The sequence below is a fragment of the Streptomyces roseofulvus genome, from assembly GCF_039534915.1.
In the GTDB taxonomy this organism is placed as follows: Bacteria; Actinomycetota; Actinomycetes; order Streptomycetales; family Streptomycetaceae; genus Streptomyces; species Streptomyces roseofulvus.
This window is the reverse complement of the sequence record NZ_BAAAWE010000001.1, coordinates 4,285,199-4,302,744: the sequence shown is the minus strand read 5'-3', so window position 1 is coordinate 4,302,744 and position 17,546 is coordinate 4,285,199. Positions and strand designations below refer to the sequence as shown.

Genomic DNA, 17,546 nt, shown 5'->3' with positions numbered 1-17,546 from the left:
GGTTTCGTCGTCTGTCAGGTCAGACGGCCGGGGTCTCAGCCGTTGCGCTTCCAGCGGGGCTTGTCGTCGCGGCGGCCGCCGCCGAAGGAGGAGCCGGACGGGCGGTGGTCGTCGCGGCGGAAGCCACCGGACGGACGGTCGTCGCGGCGGAAGCCGCCCGACGGACGGTCGTCACGACGGTCGCGGTTGAACGGACGGTCGTTGTCCCGGCGGAAGCCGCCGGAGGGGCGGTCGTCGCGGCGGAAGCCGCCCGACGGACGGTCGTCGCGGCGGAAGCCGCCGGACGGACGGTCGTTGTCACGACGCTCGAAGGAACGGCCGCCACGGTCGTCACGGTCGCGGAACGACGGACGGTCGTTGTCCCGGCGGAAACCGCCCGACGGACGGTCGTCGCGGCGGAAGCCGCCACGGTCGCCACCACGGTCGTCACGGTCACGGAACGACGGACGGTCGTTGTCGCGGCGGAAGCCGCCGGACGGACGGTCGTTGTCACGACGCTCGAAGGAACGGCCGCCACGGTCGTCACGGTCGCGGAACGACGGACGGTCGTTGTCCCGGCGGAAACCGCCCGACGGACGGTCGTCGCGGCGGAAGCCGCCACGGTCGCCACCACGGTCGTCGCGGTCACGGAACGACGGACGGTCGTTGTCCCGGCGGAAGCCACCGCGGTCGCGGCGCTCGTAGTTGCCTCGCTCGTCGCGGGCCGGACGCTCCTCGCGGCGCTGCTCCTCGCGGGCGGCGCGCTCGGCCTCGGCGGCGGCCGCGGCGACCTCGGCCTCGGCGGCCTCGACGACGGCGGCGACGGCGGTCTCCGGGTCCTCGCCGCGCTCGCGGGCGGCCTGGGCGACGAGGCGGTCGGCCTCCTCGCGGAGCTCGACGGCGCGGCGCTGCAGGCGCTCCAGCTGACGGGTCAGGTCGACGACCTCGCGCTCGGCCTGCTTGGCCGAGTTGTTCGCCGAGTCGGCCTGGACCTCGGTCAGCGAACGGGCGCCGGTGATCTCGGCGACCTCCGGGTCGAACGCGCCGGCGCCGCCGACGATGTGGCGCGAGGCGTCGACGCCCGCGTCCTCCATCAGGCGGAAGATCTGGCGGCGCTGGTGCGGCAGGGCCAGGGAGACCACGACGCCGGAGCGGCCGGCACGGGCGGTGCGGCCCGAGCGGTGCAGGTAGTCCTTGTGGTCGCCGGCCGGGTCCACGTTGAGGACCAGGTCGATGCCGTCGACGTGGATGCCCCGGGCGGCGACGTCGGTGGCGACGAGGACGTTGACGTACCCGTCCTTGAAGTCGGCGAGCGTACGGGTACGGGCGCCCTGGGTCATGCCGCCGTGCAGCGCGTCGGCCTTCACGCCGGACTCGCGCAGCTGCTCGGCGACGCGGTCGGCACCGAGCTGGGTGCGGACGAAGATGATGGTGCGGCCCTTGCGGGCGGCGATCGCGGCGGTGACCGGGGCCTTGTCCTTCGGCTTCACGACGAGGACGTGGTGGGTCATGGTCGTGACGGCGCCGGCGGACGGGTCGACCTCGTGGGTGACCGGGTTCACCAGGTAGCGCTTGACCAGGCTGTCGATCTCGTTCTCCAGCGTGGCGGAGAAGAGGAGGCGCTGGCCGCCGACCGGGACCTGGTCGAGGAGCTCGGTGACCTCGGGCAGGAAGCCCAGGTCGGCCATCTGGTCGGCCTCGTCGAGGACGGCGACCTGGACCTGCTCCAGGGAGCAGGCGCCGCGGTTGATGATGTCGCGGAGACGGCCCGGGGTGGCGACGAGGATGTCGACGCCGCGCTCCAGGGCGTAGATCTGGTTGCCCATCGACGTACCGCCGCAGACGACCTTCATGCGGAGGCCGAGCACGTCGCCGTAGGGCTGGAGGGCGTCCGCGACCTGCATCGCGAGCTCACGGGTCGGGGTGAGGATGACGCCGCGGGGCTTCTTCTTCTCGGTCTCGCCGCCGGCCAGGGTGGCGAGCAGCGGGAGGCCGAAGGAGAGGGTCTTGCCGGAGCCGGTGCGGCCGCGGCCCAGGATGTCCTTGCCGGCCAGGGCGTCCGGGATGGTCGCGGCCTGGATCGGGAAGGGGGTGGTCACGCCGTTCTGCGCGAGCTTGCGGACGACGCCCTCGGGCAGACCCAGGTCACCGAAGGTGATCTCGGGGGTCTGGTCGGCGTCGTCGGCCAGGTCGTCGGCCTCGTCGGTGAGCTCGGCCAGGTCGGCGCCGTCGGTGAGCTCGTCGGTGATCTCGGCGTCGTCGGCCAGCTCGACGATCTCGGTGATCTCGTCGTTCTCGGGCATGACGGCGTGGTCAGAACTGGAAATGGACATGCGAAATGCGAAACCTTCCGGAGTCTCGGCACGCGCCCGTCAACTCCGTGTTTCGCACAAGACCGCCTCGATGCGGTCAGCCACGGCAAGGGAGAGTACGCGCCAGTCACGGCGCTCTTCGGTCGTGGCGCCGGGCAAATGGGATCAAACGATCTACCACCATACGCACTCCCCCACGCTCAAGGCAAACCGATCAGCGTCACACCGGGCTCACCTGCGGCGATGCCATCGGTTCGGTAGGCGATCCGGCGGCGCGCACGCCACCCATCTGAGTGGAGGGTCCCTCGGTCGGCGGATCGGTCGGGTTCGAGGTCGGCTCGGGAGTGGGCTCCGGCGTCGGCTCCGGGGTGGGCTCCGGCGTCGGGGTCGGCTCCGGGGTGGGCTCCGGCGAGGGGGTGCTTCCGCCGCCGCCCGGCGCGCCTCCGGCCTCCCCGCCGGTCCCGCCCGTGCCGCCGCCCGCGCTCCCGCCCCCGCTGCCGCCGGCGGTCCCGCCCGTGTCCCCGCCGCCGCCCGCGCTCCCGGACGCGCCGCCCGTCCCGGCGTGCCCGCCGGCCGTGCCGCCGGCCTCCGGGGGCGTCCCGTGCGTCGGCGGCCCGCCGGGCGCGGCCGGGTCGGGGGTCCGCGCGCCCGCGCTGGGCGAGGCCGAGGCCGAGGGCGAACCGCCCGGCACCGGCGACTTCCCGCCACCGCCCTTGGCGTCGGGCGCGCCGGGCCGGTCGCCGCCCCCGCCGCCGTACGCGCCCCCGCCGCCGTCAGGCGCTCCGGTGCCGCCGTCCGGCTCGGCCGACGCGCCCGGCTTCCCCCCGGTCGCGCCGGGCGCCGGCCGGGCGCTCTCGTCGCTCACACTCATACAGCCGCTCAGACCGGCGCACGCGGCGACCGCGAGGGCGGCGGCGGCCCATCGAACGCGGGTGGGGAAAGGGCGCACGGAGGCACCTCCAGGACACAGAAAGGCGGGGAAGGAACGCGTCCCCCTGCCCAACTCCCCAGGCACCGCAAGGGACACGGGACGGCGACCCCTTGTTCGACCCGGAGATCACCCGCAGCCCGACCCGGAGATCACCGCGAGCCCGACCCGCGATCACCGGCCACCGGCCACCGGCTCAGCCGTAGCCCAGCGCGTGCAGCCGCTCGTCGTCGATGCCGAAGTGGTGGGCGATCTCGTGGACCACGGTGATCTCGGTCTCGGCCACGACGTCCTCGCGGGACTCGCACATCCGCAGCGTCGGCCCCCGGTAGATCGTGATCCGGTCGGGCAGCACGCCCGCGTACCACTCGCCGCGCTCGGTCAGCGGCGTCCCCTCGTAGAGCCCGAGCAGCTCGGGATCGTCCGGAGAGGGCTCGTCCTCCACGAACACCGCGACGTTGTCCATCAGCCGCGTCAACTCCGGCGGGATCCGGTCCAGGGCCTCGGCGACAAGCTCCTCGAACTCCTCGCGCGTCATCTCCAGCACGGGGCCATTCTCCCCTCCTCGGAAACCGTTTTGGCGATACCGCCCGCCATCCCATATGCTTCTCACGTCCCCGACGCGCTGAGAAGCGCCCAGGTGAGCCCCTAGCCCTCATCGTCTAGTGGCCCAGGACGCCGCCCTTTCAAGGCGGTAGCACGGGTTCGAATCCCGTTGGGGGCACGCATTACCGTGTGCGACACTAGTGATCGCGCACACACAAGCAAGGTCCTGTGGAGCAGTTGGTTAGCTCGCCACCCTGTCAAGGTGGAGGTCGCGGGTTCAAGTCCCGTCAGGATCGCTGAGGTCAGCAATGATCTCGTGGCTGGGTAGCTCAGTTGGTACGAGCGATCGCCTGAAAAGCGATAGGTCGCCGGTTCGACCCCGGCCCCAGCCACAAAGAGAAGGCCCCGTTCGAAAGAACGGGGCCTTCTTCGTTCCCCCGGAAAGGTCCGCGCCCGTACGGGGGAAGGGCCCGCGCCCCTCCCCCGTACCGCTCAGGCCTCCTCGCGCCGCCGCCCCCGGCGGCCCCGCAGCGCGAGCACCCCCGCCACCGCCGCCACGACCGCGACGAGCAGCGCCCAGTCCGGCACCGCGCGGCCCAGCGCGGCCACCCGCTCCTCCACCGCGAAGGAGTCGTCGACCGAGAGCAGCCCCGGCAGGGCGGTCGTCCCGTCGAAGACCAGGAAGAGGGTGCCGAGGGCGACGAAGAAGAGGCCCGAGACCAGCGACGTCGAGTGGACCTCGAAGCGGCCCGCCCGCAGCGGGCGCCCGCGCAGCCAGCGCCGCCGCCCCAGGTCGTACCGCTCCCAGAGCAGCGCCAGGACGAACAGCGGGACCGCCATCCCGAGCGCGTAGGCGGCGAGGAGCAGCCCCCCGTAGGCCGGGCTGCCGCTCAGCGCCGCCACCGTCAGGACGCTGCCCAGGATCGGGCCGGCGCAGAAGCCGGCGAGGCCGTAGACCAGGCCGAGGGCGTAGACGGAGAGCGCCGAGGTGGGCCGGATGCGGCCGCTCGCCTCGGCGATCCGGCGGGAGGTGAAGCCCAGGCCGAGGACCTGGAGGACGCCGAGCCCGATGATCAGCCAGCCGCCGGCGGTGACCAGCAGGTCCCGGTGGCCGTAGAAGAACCGGCCGGCGAGGGAGCCGGCCGCGCCCAGCGGCACCAGGGTGGTCGCCAGGCCCGCGTAGAGGATGCCGGTCCTGGCCACGAGCTTCGCGCGGGTGTCGATCGAGTACGCGAAGAAGGCGGGCAGGAGCAGGGCGCTGCACGGGCTGAGGAGGGCGAGCAGCCCGCCGAGGAAGGCGGCGAAGTAGCCGATGCCGGAGGTCACCGGCCGGCCTTCGCCCGGGCCGTCCTCGCGGCCGCGTCGATGGCCTCCGTGAAGGTCTCCAGGGGCTGGGCGCCGGCGATCGGCCGCCCGTTCACCAGGAACGACGGGGTGGAGGAGGCGCCGAGCTCGTACCCCTGCTCCTGGTCCTTCCGTACGGCGTCCCGGGCCGCCTCGCTGTCGCTGTCCTTCGCGAACCGGGCCGCGTCGGGGACGCCGGCCTCCCGCGCGAGGGCGGCGAGCCGCTCCCTGCCGAAGCCCTTCTCCTTGGCGCCCTCGGCGTAGGCGGCCCGGTGGAACTCCCAGAACCGGCCCTGCTGCCCGGCCGCCCAGGAGGCGCGGGCGACGGCCTCCGACTCCTCGCCGAAGATCGGGAAGTTCCGCCACTCGATGCGCAGGGTGCCGTTCTCGACGTACTTCTTCACGAGGGCGGGCTCGGTGTCGCGGGCGAACTTGCCGCAGTAGCCGCACTTGAAGTCGGCGTACTCGATGAGCACCACGGGCGCGTCGGCACGGCCCAGGGCGAGCTTGTCGGCGGGGTCGCGGCGGGCGTACGCCTCCAGCTCGGCGTAGACGCCGGCGGACGGGTCGGCGGAGACCTCGGCGACGGACGAGGAGCCGGCGGCGCCGGGGGACGGGGGCTTGGTGGCGGTGTACGAGACCACGCCGAGCAGCGCGGCGGCGGCCGCCACCCCGGCCACGACGGCGATCGGCTTGAACTTCGACGGCGTCGACGGCGTGGACGGCTTGGACACGGGCTTGGACATGCGGAAGCGCTCCTGAGGAGGAAGGGGGACGAGGACGGGCGGAAGGCGGCCGTCCGTCTACACCCTCAGGACCGACAGCTCCACGGGGCTCGGGGCGCGCGCGGGCGGCTCCCGCCCCGGCACCGCCGCCGGGTCGCACGGGTCCGGCTGCCGGACCGCGGACGCCGGCCGGTCGGCGGCCAGGACGGGCAGCAGCTCGGCGAAGCCCTGCGCCCGCGGCGGTACGACGGGACCCTCGTCGCCCAGGTCGGCCGGACGGCCCGGGTCACAGCCCGGCACGGCGGCGCCCACGACGACCGAGACCTTCCCCGGGACCGTCCCCGGGGCGGTACCGCCGCCGGGGGCCGGGGCGCCGCAGACCAGCAGGCCGAGCACCAGGCCCAGCAGCGCGGCGAACGCCGCCGGCGCGTGGGTGGTGCGGAACATGCGAAACCTCTCCGGTCCGGGCCAGATGCCCGGAATACTACGCACCGCGGCGCGGCCCGCTTCGTAAATCGGTTCGCCGCTTCTCGGCCGCAGGTGCGATCCTGGATTCCGTATGTCTACTTCCTTCGCCGCCCTCCAGTCCGTCCTGGCCGAGGTCTCGCTGCGGGACTCCCACCGGCTCGGCCGCCGTCTCGAAGGCGCCCGCCGCATCCGCAAGCCCGAGGCCCGCGCCGCCGTCCTGGACGAGATCGCCGCAGAGGCGGCCAAGGCCAAGGAGCGGGTCGACGGGCGTGCCGCCCGCGTGCCCGCCGTCACCTATCCCGAACAGCTCCCGGTCTCGCAGAAGAAGGACGAGATCCTGGAGGCGATACGCGACCACCAGGTCGTGATCGTCGCCGGTGAGACCGGCTCCGGCAAGACCACCCAGATCCCGAAGATCTGTCTGGAGCTGGGCCGGGGCGTCCGGGGCATGATCGGGCACACCCAGCCCCGCCGGATCGCCGCCCGCACGGTCGCCGAGCGGGTCGCCGAGGAGCTGAGGACCCCGCTCGGCGAGGCCGTCGGCTGGAAGGTCCGGTTCACCGACCAGGTGAACCCCGACGCGACCTTCGTGAAGCTGATGACGGACGGCATCCTGCTCGCCGAGATCCAGACGGACCGCGAGCTGCGCGCCTACGACACGATCATCATCGACGAGGCCCACGAGCGGTCCCTCAACATCGACTTCCTGCTCGGCTATCTGGCCCAGCTGCTCCCCCGGCGCCCCGACCTCAAGGTCGTGATCACCTCGGCGACGATCGACCCGGAGCGCTTCTCCCGCCACTTCGGCGACGCCCCGATCGTCGAGGTCTCCGGCCGTACGTACCCGGTCGAGGTCCGCTACCGGCCGCTCCTGGAGGAGGACTCGGACGAGTCCGACCGGGACCAGATCACCGCCATCTGCGACGCCGTCGACGAACTCCAGAAGGAGGGGCCGGGCGACATCCTGGTCTTCCTCTCCGGCGAGCGGGAGATCCGCGACACGGCGGACGCGCTGACGAAGAAGAAGCTCTTCAACACGGAGATCCTGCCCCTGTACGCCCGGCTGTCGCACGCCGAGCAGCACCGGGTCTTCCAGGCGCACTCCGGCCGCCGGATCGTGCTCGCCACCAACGTCGCCGAGACCTCGCTGACCGTCCCCGGCATCAAGTACGTGATCGACCCGGGCACCGCCCGCATCTCGCGCTACTCCCACCGCACCAAGGTCCAGCGGCTCCCGATCGAGGCGATCTCGCAGGCCAGCGCCAACCAGCGCAAGGGCCGCTGCGGCCGTACGAGCGACGGCATCTGCATCCGGCTGTACTCCGAGGACGACTTCCTCACCCGACCGGAGTTCACGGACGCGGAGATCCTCCGGACCAACCTGGCCTCCGTCATCCTCCAGATGACCGCCGCCGGCCTCGGCGACATCGAGAAGTTCCCCTTCATCGACCCGCCGGACCACCGCAACATCCGGGACGGCGTCCAGCTCCTCCAGGAGCTCGGCGCGCTCGACCCGGCGCAGAAGGACCCCAAGAAGCGCCTCACCGAGCAGGGCCGGAAGCTCTCCCAGCTGCCCGTCGACCCGCGGCTCGCCCGGATGGTCCTGGAGGCCGACAAGAACGGCTGCGTCCGCGAGGTCATGGTGATCGCGGCCGCCCTCTCCATCCAGGACCCGCGCGAGCGGCCGTCCGACAAGCAGGCCCAGGCCGACCAGCAGCACGCCCGCTTCAAGGACGAGACCAGCGACTTCCTCGCCTTCCTCAACCTGTGGCGGTACGTCCGCGAGCAGCAGAAGGAGCGCGGCTCCAGCTCCTTCCGCCGGATGTGCAAGCAGGAGTACCTGAACTTCCTCCGCATCCGGGAGTGGCAGGACATCTACTCCCAGCTGCGGACCGTCGCGAAGCAGATGGGCATCCACCTCAACGAGGAGGACGCGTCCGAGCACTCCGTGCACGTCTCCCTCCTCTCCGGACTGCTCTCCCACATCGGCCTGAAGGACGTGAAGGAGTCCAAGGAGGGCGCCGCCAAGGACGGCCGGCGGGAGGGCACCCGGAACGAGTACCTGGGCGCGCGGAACGCCAAGTTCGCGATCTTCCCCGGCTCGGCGCTCTTCAAGAAGCCGCCGCGGATGGTGATGTCCGCCGAGCTGGTGGAGACCTCGCGGCTCTGGGCCCGGGTGAACGCCCGGATCGAGCCCGAGTGGGTCGAGCCGCTCGCCCAGCACCTGGTGAAGAAGACGTACAGCGAGCCGCACTGGGAGAAGGACCAGGCGGCCGTCATGGCGTACGAGAAGGTGACGCTGTACGGCGTCCCGATCGTCGCCGACCGCAAGGTGAACTACGGGCGGATCGACCCCGAGGTCTCCCGCGAGCTGTTCATCCGCAACGCCCTGGTGGAGGGCGACTGGCGCACCCACCACAAGTTCTTCGCCGACAACCGCAAGCTGCTCACCGAGGTCGAGGAGCTGGAGCACCGCGCCCGCCGCCGGGACATCCTGGTCGACGACGAGACGCTCTTCGACTTCTACGACAAGCGGGTCCCCGAACACGTCGTGTCCGGCGCCCACTTCGACTCGTGGTGGAAGCACAAGCGGCGCGAGGAGCCGGAGTTCCTCGACTTCGAGCGCGAGATGCTCATCAACGAGAAGGCCGGGGCCGTCACCAAGGACGACTACCCGGACTCGTGGCGGCAGGGCGCGCTCAAGTTCCGCGTGACGTACCAGTTCGAGCCGGGCGCGGACGCGGACGGCGTCACCGTCCACATCCCGCTCCAGGTGCTGAACCAGGTCACCGACGAGGGCTTCGACTGGCAGATCCCCGGGCTGCGGGAAGAGGTCGTCACCGAGCTGATCCGCTCGCTGCCGAAGCCGATCCGCCGCCACTACGTGCCCGCGCCGAACTACGCCGGCCGGTTCCTGGACGCGGTCGTGCCCGTGCAGGAGCCGCTGACGACGGCGCTCGCGCGCGAGCTGCAGCGGATGGTCGGCGTCCCGCTCGCCCCCGAGGACTTCGACTGGGCGAAGCTCCCCGACCACCTCAAGATCACCTTCCGGATCGTCGACGAGCGGCGCCGGAAGCTGGCCGAGGACAAGGACCTGGAGACGCTGCGGCTGAAGCTGCGCCCCAAGGCCCGTCAGGCGCTCTCCAAGGCCGCCCAGGCGGCCACGGCGGGCCCGGACGGCTCCGGGCCCTCCCTGGAGCGGACGGGGCTCAAGGACTGGAGCATCGGCACCCTGACGAAGGTCTTCGAGACCAAGCGCGGCGGGCAGCCGGTGAAGGCCTACCCGGCGCTGGTCGACGAGGGCGACAGCGTCGCCGTCCGGCTCTTCGACTCGGAGGCCGAGCAGGCGCAGGCGATGTGGCGCGGCACCCGGAAGCTGATCATGCTGAACATCCCGGTGAATCCGGCGAAGTTCGCCTCCGACAAGCTGACCAACCAGCAGAAGCTGGCCCTGTCGGCGAACCCGCACGGCTCGATCCAGGCGCTCTTCGACGACTGCGCCACCGCCGCCGCCGACCGGCTGATCGCGCAGCACGGCGGCCCGGTGTGGGACGAGGAGTCCTTCCGGAAGCTGTACGACAAGGTCCGCGCCGACCTGGTGGAGCTGACCGTCCGCACGGTGGGCCAGGTCCAGCAGGTGCTGGCGGCCTGGCAGGCGTGCGAGCGGCGCCTGAAGGCCACCGCGAGCCCGGCGCTGCTGCCGAACCTCCAGGACGTGCGGGAGCAGCTGGCGTGGCTGATGCCGGCCGGTTTCGTGACCCGTACGGGGCTGAAGCGGCTGCCGGACCTGATGCGCTACCTGGTGGCGGCGGACCGGCGGCTCCAGCAGATGCCGACCGGGGTCCAGCGGGACACCACCCGGATGGAGAAGGTCCACGAGATGCTCGACGAGTACGCGTGGCTCCTGGAGCAGCTGCCGCAGGGGCGACCGGTGCCGACCGAGGTCACGGACATCCGCTGGATGATCGAGGAGCTGCGGGTGAGCTACTTCGCGCACGCGCTGGGCACCGCGCACCCGGTGTCGGACAAGCGGATCGTGAAGGCGATCGACGCGGCCGTGCCCGCTCCGGCGCGGTAGCGGGTCCCTCGCCGTCGGTGAGTTCGACCGGACCGCTGACCTGCTGTACAGTTCTTCTCGCAGCCACGCACGATCGGTTGCGAGGGTCCTGTGGAGCAGTTGGTTAGCTCGCCACCCTGTCAAGGTGGAGGTCGCGGGTTCAAGTCCCGTCAGGATCGCGTTGGAAGAAGGCCCGCATCGTCTCGATGCGGGCCTTCTTCGTCATGTCGTGCGCCGTCGTCATGTCGTGCGCCGTCCACGGGCGCTGCCGCCCTGATGCTTCGACTCCACTCGAACGGGGGACGAAAGTCCCACCGGCCGGTGACCTACGGCGGGTTGGGGGACACTTTCGAGGTGGCAGGCTGGTTCTGCGGCAAGGCTTCGGGAGTGTGACGGGAGTCACGTGAAGCCCTTCGGGAACCCCCTCTTTTACACCACTCCTACAACGTCCCAATTTAATACGTGCAATTGCACCCATGTTCGACGGGTGGGAGCGGGCCCAAAACGACGATCGCGCTGGACCCGGCGGAGTCCAGCGCGATCGGTGACGGTGGCCTGTTGGGGCAGGAACCGCCGGCAGAGCTATGGGGTGGGCGACCGGATTGGGGGACCCGGACAGGCCCGGTGTTACGGGGTGTTGCGTGTCTCGCGTAAGCCTCAGGCCTCGCTGCGCTGCTGCGGAATGCCCGCCAGCAGGGCGCGGACCTCGGCCTCGCGGTACCGGCGGTGCCCACCCAGGGTGCGGATGGACGTGAGCTTGCCGGCCTTGGCCCAGCGGGTCACCGTCTTCGGGTCCACGCGGAACATCGTGGCGACCTCGGCAGGGGTCAGCAGCGGCTCGGCATCAGGGGTGCGAGCGGTCATGAGCGGCCTCCTCGGGAGAACCGAACCTTCTCGGTTCTTTCCTCTAAATTCTGCACCTTGACCCGCCTTGCCCGAAATGGCAGAAGCGGGTCGAGTCGGTTATAGGACGAACGGCTTGTCCTCGGCACTACAACTACACCATCCGTCCAGCCGCGTCGGCCAAACCGATGGAATTGCCCTCGCAGGTGTTCATCAGCGGCGGAAGTCGACTGACCATGCCATAACGGACAGTCACGCCACTGTGACGATCAGTCACAGAGCGATCAGGAGTCCTCAGACCCCCCATAGAGTGCAATGCTGAGCGTTCCGCCCAAAGTTGGGCGGAAGGAACCCTCCCCGGACTCCTTGTCCTATTTTGGCACGAGGGTAGGTGATCGACGCAAGGGTACGTTTAGTGCTGTCCGTCACCCTTGAGCCAAAGGCCCGGTTCAGGACCAACGTCCCGCCGGATCCGGCCAGAACGATCCGGCCAGCCACCATGAAGATCATTTACCCCGACGGGACATGTCTTGTCCATGCACACCTGACGAAGATGCCCGTCCTATGTCAATTCGCGTGCCGGAGGTCCCTGACGGACCGCCACCGCTCCGCCAGCCGCGCGTACACCTCCGCCGCCGTCGCGTCGTCCCCCGCCCGCAGCGCCGCGAGCCCCTCCGCCACGTCCGCCGCCGACCGGTCCGCCGCCAGCCGCTCCTCCGCCACCGCGTGCACCAGACCGCCGTAGTCCAGCTCGACCAGCGCCCGCGGATGGAACTCCTCCAGCCAGCGCCCCACATCGACGAGCCCCTGCGTCAGCGCGCCCTCGTCCACCGAGTCCCGCAGCGCCCGCAGGGCCCGCGCGAGCCGCCGCCGCGCCTGCGCCATCGTCGTCCGGTAGCGCAGCACCGGCGCCCGCCCCGCCGACCGGTCCCCCGCCTCGTAGCACCGCTCCTCGTCCCCGAAGAGCGCGAACCAGCGCAGCGGGACCTGCCACACCGCCGTCCTGATCCACGGCCGCGCGTCCGGGTTCCGCTCCAGCCACCGCTCGTGGTCCGCCTCCACCTGGGCCCGCACCACCGGCGGCAGCATCGCGTCCAGGACCGACGCCGGCAGCCCGTTCTCCGCCACCAGCTCCCGCAGCGCCAGCCAGCCCCGCAGCCGGGTCCGCCACGGACAGACCACCACCACCCCGTCCAGGTGCGCCACGAACGCCTCGCCGCTCTCGTGCACCGGCACCGGCACCGGCGGCACCGGCACCAGGTCCGCCAGCGAACGCCGCAGCTCGTCCTGGGCGCCCGGGGTGCGCGGCCGGCGGGCGTACCGCGACCAGTGGGTCCGCTCCGGCTCGGGGAACGCGGCCAGCGGCTCGTACACCCGGAGATAAGAGGCGTACGGGACGAGCAACGTGGAGTCGACCGACATGCCGCGAATCCTTCCACGCGGGTACTCCGCGAGGGGGTGATCCCGCCCACTCCGCCCTACCTACGCCCAGGTAGGACTTAATCTCATGGCGCAATGGGTCCTCCCCCACCCGCAGGGGGGACCTTCCGCCGCTTCTTCCTTGGGAGTCACCACCGTGACCGCAACTGACGGCGTCCTCCACACCCTGTTCCACTCGGAGCAGGGAGGCCACGAGCAAGTCGTGCTCTGCCAGGACCGCGCCACCGGCCTCAAGGCCGTCATCGCCCTGCACAACACCGCCCTCGGCCCCGCCCTCGGCGGCACCCGCTTCTACCCGTACGCGACCGAGGCCGAGGCCGTCGCCGACGCCCTCAACCTCTCGCGCGGCATGTCGTACAAGAACGCCATGGCCGGGCTCGACCACGGCGGCGGCAAGGCCGTGATCATCGGAGACCCCGAGCTGATCAAGACCGAGGAGCTCCTCCTCGCCTACGGCCGCTTCGTCGCCTCCCTCGGCGGGCGCTACGTCACCGCCTGCGACGTCGGCACCTACGTCGCCGACATGGACGTGGTGGCCCGGACCAACCAGTGGACCACCGGCCGCTCCCCGGAGAACGGCGGCGCCGGCGACTCCTCCGTCCTGACCGCCTTCGGCGTCTTCCAGGGCATGCGCGCCTCCGCCCAGCACCTGTGGGGCGACCCGACCCTGCGCGGCCGCAAGGTCGGCGTCGCCGGCGTCGGCAAGGTGGGCCACTACCTCGTCGAGCACCTCCTGGCGGACGGCGCCGAGGTCGTCATCACCGACGTCCGCGAGGAGTCGGTGCGCCGGATCACCGACAAGCACCCGCAGGTCCAGGTCGTCGCCGACACCGAAGCGCTGATCCGCGTCGAGGGCCTCGACATCTACGCCCCCTGCGCGCTGGGTGGCGCCCTGAACGACGCCACCGTCCCGTTCCTCACCGCGAAGATCGTCTGCGGCGCGGCGAACAACCAGCTCGCGCACCCCGGCGTCGAGAAGGACCTGGAGGAGCGCGGCATCCTCTACGCCCCGGACTACGTGGTGAACGCCGGCGGCGTGATCCAGGTCGCCGACGAGCTGCACGGCTTCGACTTCGACCGGTGCAAGGCGAAGGCCACGAAGATCTTCGACACCACCCTGGAGATCTTCGCACGTGCGAAGGCGGACGGCATTCCGCCGGCCGCGGCCGCCGACCGCATCGCCGAGCAGCGGATGGCCGAGGCGCGCCGGGCCCACGCCTGACGCCCCACGGGGGCCGTCCCGTCCGCCGTCCGGGAGACTTCGCTCACGCCGGTCGGCGGGTCGGCCCCCCAGAAGAGGTTAAAATCGCGATTGACCAGCGAGGAAAGGGCACCTCGATGGTTCTGTACCGGGGTATGTGATGCGCGCGGCGTACCGTAGACCCGAGGAAACAGGTACCGTTGAAGCCCTACGGACCGGTCTCTCCGTCGAGAGCCCGTTTCGCATCATGAACGCGTGTCAAGACTCTGGGGCCAGCGAGCCCCGTCACCGAGGGGGTCGAGCCATGGGGCGCGGCCGGGCAAAGGCCAAGCAGACCAAGGTCGCCCGCCAGCTGAAGTACAGCAGCGGCGGGACTGACCTGTCGCGTCTGGCCAGCGAGCTGGGCGCTTCGACTTCGAGTCAGCCGCCGAATGGCGAGCCGTTCGAGGACGACGACGAGGAAGACGACCCGTACGCGCAGTACGCGGATCTCTACAACACGGACGACGAGGACGAGGACGACGAGTCCGGTCCGCAGTCTCCGCAGCGTCGCGCTTGACCTTCTGAACGCCGAAACTCGGTCCGGGCCACCCGGACCGGGTTTTGTGCTGCTCAGGGGCGGTACGAGCGGCTCTGGGACACGAGGAAGGGGCACCCCGCCCGGCGGGGTGCCCCTTCGTCGTGCGTCCGGGTGGTGACTACTTCGCGTAGTCGCCGACCAGCTCCGCGCCGGAGTCCTTGTCACCGCGCTCGGTGATCTCGCCGGCGACCCAGGCGTCGAGCCCGCGGTCGGCCAGCGTGGTGAGGGCGGCGTCGACCGACTCGGCCGGGACGACGGCCATCATGCCGACGCCCATGTTGAGGGTCTTCTCCAGCTCCAGGCGCTCCACCCGGCCCGCGGTGCCGACGAGGTCGAAGATCGCGCCCGGGGTCCACGTGGAGCGGTCCACGGTGGCGTGCAGCCCGTCCGGGATGACCCGGGCGAGGTTGGCCGCGAGGCCGCCGCCGGTGATGTGGCTGAAGGCGTGCACCTCGGTGGTCCGGGTGAGCGCCAGGCAGTCCAGCGAGTAGATCCGCGTGGGCTCCAGGAGCTCCTCGCCGAGGGTGCGGCCCAGCTCGTCGACCCGCTGGTCGAGGCTCATGCCGGCGCGGTCGAAGACCACGTGGCGGACGAGCGAGTACCCGTTGGAGTGAAGTCCGGAGGAGGCCATGGCGATGACCGCGTCCCCCGTACGGATGCGATCGGCGCCCAGCAGCCGGTCGTGCTCGACGACACCGGTGCCGGCACCGGCCACGTCGAAGTCGTCCGGGCCGAGGAGGCCCGGGTGCTCCGCCGTCTCGCCGCCGACCAGGGCGCAGCCGGCGAGGACGCAGCCCTCGGCGATGCCCTTGACGATGGCGGCGACCCGCTCCGGGTGGACCTTGCCCACGCAGATGTAGTCGGTCATGAAGAGCGGCTCGGCGCCGCAGACGACGATGTCGTCCATGACCATGGCGACCAGATCGTGGCCGATGGTGTCGTACACGCCCATCTGGCGGGCGATGTCGACCTTCGTGCCGACGCCGTCGGTCGCCGAGGCGAGCAGCGGACGCTCGTAGCGCTTGAGGGCGGAGGCGTCGAAGAGGCCGGCGAAGCCGCCGAGGCCGCCGAGGACCTCGGGGCGCTGCGTCTTCTTCACCCACTCCTTCATGAGCTCGACGGCGCGGTCGCCCGCCTCGATGTCGACGCCCGCAGAGGCGTAGCTGGCACCGGTGGTCTGAGACATGGGGTTCAGAGCTTTCGTGTCGTTACTGCGTCACTGCGGGGGTGCAGCGGGGGCTGTCACGGACGGCGCAGGGCGTCGGCGGCCGCGGTCGCGGCGGGGCCGGCGGCCAGCTCCGTCTCCAGGAGCTGCTTGCCCAGCAGCTCGGGGTCGGGCAGCTCCATCGGGTACTCGCCGTCGAAGCAGGCCCGGCAGAGGTTCGGCTTGGCGATGGTGGTCGCCTCGACCATCCCCTCCAGGGAGATGTACGAGAGCGAGTCCGCGCCGAGCGACTTGCCGATCTCGTCGACGGACATGCCGTTGGCGATCAGCTCCGCGCGGGTGGCGAAGTCGATGCCGAAGAAGCAGGGCCACTTGACCGGCGGGGAGGAGATCCGGATGTGGACCTCGGCGGCGCCGGCCTCACGGAGCATGCGGACCAGGGCGCGCTGGGTGTTGCCGCGGACGATCGAGTCGTCGACGACCACGAGCCGCTTCCCCTTGATGACTTCCTTGAGGGGGTTCAGCTTCAGCCGGATGCCCAGCTGGCGGATGGTCTGCGAGGGCTGGATGAAGGTGCGGCCGACGTAGGCGTTCTTCACCAGGCCGGCGCCGAACGGGATGCCGGACGCCTCCGCGTAGCCGATGGCGGCGGGGGTGCCGGACTCCGGCGTCGCTATGACCAGGTCGGCCTCGACCGGCGCCTCCTTGGCGAGGCGGCGGCCCATCTCCACGCGGGAGAGGTAGACGTTCCGGCCGGCGATGTCGGTGTCGGGACGCGCCAGGTACACGTACTCGAAGACACAGCCCTTGGGCTTCGCTTCCGCGAATCGAGAGGTACGGATGCCGTTCTCGTCGATCGCGATCAGCTCGCCCGGCTCGACCTCGCGGACGAAGCTGGCGCCGCAGATGTCGAGGGCGGCGGACTCGGACGCGACCACCCAGCCGCGCTCCAGCCGGCCGAGGACCAGCGGGCGGATGCCCTGCGGGTCACGGGCGGCGTAGAGCGTGTGCTCGTCCATGAAGACGAGGGAGAAGGCGCCCCGGACCTCGGGGAGGACCTTCGCGGCCGCCTGCTCGATGGTGAGCGGCGTGCCGTCCTCGTCCACCTGGCCCGCGAGGAGCGCGGTGACCAGGTCGGTGTCGTTGGTGGCGGCGACCTGGGTGGCGCGGCCGTCCTTCTTGGGAAGGTCGGCGACCATCTCGGCCAGCTGCGCCGTGTTCACCAGGTTGCCGTTGTGGCCGAGCGCCAGCGAACCGTGGGCGGTGGCCCGGAAGGTCGGCTGGGCGTTCTCCCACACGGACGCTCCGGTGGTCGAGTAGCGGGCGTGACCGACCGCGATATGACCTTGGAGGGAACCGAGAGAGGTCTCGTCGAAGACCTGGGACACGAGGCCCATGTCCTTGAAGACGAGGATCTGGGAGCCGTTGCTGACCGCGATTCCCGCGGATTCCTGACCCCGATGCTGGAGGGCGTAGAGCCCGAAGTACGTGAGCTTTGCGACCTCTTCACCCGGAGCCCAGACACCGAAGACGCCGCAAGCGTCCTGGGGGCCCTTCTCGCCGGGAAGCAGGTCGTGATTGAGTCGACCGTCACCACGTGGCACGTCTTCGAGTCTAGGGGACCTCGACCGCTGGTCCGAATGGGAGATCGGGGCGCGGACGGCCCCCGTGCGATCGCACGAAGAGATCGTCGCGAACTTGGAGGGGCCTACAAGGCAGGCGGGAAAAGGGTTCCCGGCCGCCGAGGCCCTCCGGACGCCCTCTCGCACACACCCGCGAGACCCTCCGGTATGTGACGCAGAACGCACGCACCGGCGGTTTCGCGAGCGTTTCGATCACACGAACTACGCGCGTCGACCCACCCCTCCGGCGTTGACGCTCCCCGCCGCTCGACCGGCTCCCGGCCCATGCGGCCCGCGCGTGACGCTCGGCACCCTCGTCCAGCGCCGGCGCGTGGA

At 71.2% G+C, this 17,546-nt stretch carries 13 protein-coding genes and 4 tRNA genes; 7 read left to right on the top strand and 10 right to left on the bottom strand.

The annotated features are described in order from the left end of the window. Window positions 1-35: 35 nt before the first annotated feature. From ABFY03_RS19830 to ABFY03_RS19820, 3 genes are all read right to left on the bottom strand, one after another. Window positions 36-2,312, bottom strand: a complete 2,277-nt coding sequence (locus tag ABFY03_RS19830) for a DEAD/DEAH box helicase (protein ID WP_346170489.1) — start codon at window positions 2,310-2,312, stop codon at window positions 36-38. 199 nt (window positions 2,313-2,511) lie between these two features. Further along, entirely contained in the window at window positions 2,512-3,162 is a 651-nt protein-coding gene (locus ABFY03_RS19825) for a hypothetical protein (protein ID WP_319011682.1), read from the bottom strand. 253 nt (window positions 3,163-3,415) lie between these two features. Continuing rightward, window positions 3,416-3,766, bottom strand: a complete 351-nt coding sequence (locus tag ABFY03_RS19820; RefSeq protein WP_030496497.1) for a metallopeptidase family protein — start codon at window positions 3,764-3,766, stop codon at window positions 3,416-3,418. Window positions 3,767-3,870: 104 nt separating this feature from the next. Between ABFY03_RS19820 and ABFY03_RS19815 the strand changes: the two genes are divergently transcribed. The 3 genes from ABFY03_RS19815 to ABFY03_RS19805 all read left to right on the top strand — a co-directional run bounded on the left by ABFY03_RS19815 (window position 3,871) and on the right by ABFY03_RS19805 (window position 4,157). Further along, a tRNA-Glu gene (locus ABFY03_RS19815) sits at window positions 3,871-3,943 on the top strand. A 44-nt stretch (window positions 3,944-3,987) separates the two neighbouring features. Next, a tRNA-Asp gene (locus ABFY03_RS19810) sits at window positions 3,988-4,061 on the top strand. 22 nt (window positions 4,062-4,083) lie between these two features. Next, a tRNA-Phe gene (locus ABFY03_RS19805) sits at window positions 4,084-4,157 on the top strand. A 100-nt stretch (window positions 4,158-4,257) separates the two neighbouring features. On the opposite strand, the gene ABFY03_RS19800 is transcribed toward ABFY03_RS19805, so the two are convergent. Genes ABFY03_RS19800 through ABFY03_RS19790 form a run of 3 tightly spaced genes read right to left on the bottom strand, consistent with a single transcriptional unit; the run spans window position 4,258 to window position 6,281 of the window. After that, window positions 4,258-5,091: a cytochrome c biogenesis CcdA family protein gene (locus ABFY03_RS19800; RefSeq protein ID WP_319011681.1), complete on the bottom strand. Its 834-nt coding sequence runs from the start codon at window positions 5,089-5,091 to the stop codon at window positions 4,258-4,260. Next, window positions 5,088-5,855, bottom strand: coding sequence for a DsbA family protein (locus tag ABFY03_RS19795; protein WP_346170488.1), 768 nt, complete (start codon window positions 5,853-5,855; stop codon window positions 5,088-5,090). The genes ABFY03_RS19800 and ABFY03_RS19795 overlap by 4 nt, the downstream gene beginning before the upstream one ends. Before the next feature lie 57 nt (window positions 5,856-5,912). Then, window positions 5,913-6,281, bottom strand: coding sequence for a hypothetical protein (locus tag ABFY03_RS19790; protein WP_346170487.1), 369 nt, complete (start codon window positions 6,279-6,281; stop codon window positions 5,913-5,915). Between the two features lie 112 nt (window positions 6,282-6,393). Between ABFY03_RS19790 and hrpA the strand changes: the two genes are divergently transcribed. Further along, a complete protein-coding gene (gene hrpA, locus ABFY03_RS19785) occupies window positions 6,394-10,380 on the top strand; it encodes an ATP-dependent RNA helicase HrpA (protein WP_346170486.1) in 3,987 nt (1,328 codons plus the stop codon). An 84-nt stretch (window positions 10,381-10,464) separates the two neighbouring features. After that, a tRNA-Asp gene (locus ABFY03_RS19780) sits at window positions 10,465-10,538 on the top strand. A gap of 478 nt (window positions 10,539-11,016) precedes the next feature. Here the strand turns inward: ABFY03_RS19780 and bldC are convergent. Together bldC and ABFY03_RS19770 are read right to left on the bottom strand one after the other, a co-directional pair. Then, window positions 11,017-11,223, bottom strand: coding sequence for a developmental transcriptional regulator BldC (gene bldC / locus ABFY03_RS19775; protein ID WP_003949541.1), 207 nt, complete (start codon window positions 11,221-11,223; stop codon window positions 11,017-11,019). 546 nt (window positions 11,224-11,769) lie between these two features. Continuing rightward, window positions 11,770-12,624 (bottom strand): DUF8083 family protein, encoded by an 855-nt coding sequence (locus tag ABFY03_RS19770; RefSeq protein WP_319011677.1) that lies wholly within the window; start codon window positions 12,622-12,624, stop codon window positions 11,770-11,772. A gap of 139 nt (window positions 12,625-12,763) precedes the next feature. Between ABFY03_RS19770 and ABFY03_RS19765 the strand changes: the two genes are divergently transcribed. After that, a complete protein-coding gene (locus tag ABFY03_RS19765) occupies window positions 12,764-13,864 on the top strand; it encodes a Leu/Phe/Val dehydrogenase (protein ID WP_319011676.1) in 1,101 nt (366 codons plus the stop codon). Between the two features lie 283 nt (window positions 13,865-14,147). Continuing rightward, window positions 14,148-14,402, top strand: a complete 255-nt coding sequence (locus tag ABFY03_RS19760; RefSeq protein WP_319011675.1) for a DUF3073 domain-containing protein — start codon at window positions 14,148-14,150, stop codon at window positions 14,400-14,402. A 139-nt stretch (window positions 14,403-14,541) separates the two neighbouring features. Here ABFY03_RS19760 and purM read toward each other — a convergent pair whose 3' ends face one another. Together purM and purF are read right to left on the bottom strand one after the other, a co-directional pair. Beyond that, entirely contained in the window at window positions 14,542-15,609 is a 1,068-nt protein-coding gene (purM, locus tag ABFY03_RS19755; RefSeq protein WP_319011674.1) for a phosphoribosylformylglycinamidine cyclo-ligase, read from the bottom strand. A 56-nt stretch (window positions 15,610-15,665) separates the two neighbouring features. After that, window positions 15,666-17,192, bottom strand: coding sequence for an amidophosphoribosyltransferase (gene purF, locus ABFY03_RS19750; protein WP_319011673.1), 1,527 nt, complete (start codon window positions 17,190-17,192; stop codon window positions 15,666-15,668). Window positions 17,193-17,546 lie beyond the last annotated feature (354 nt).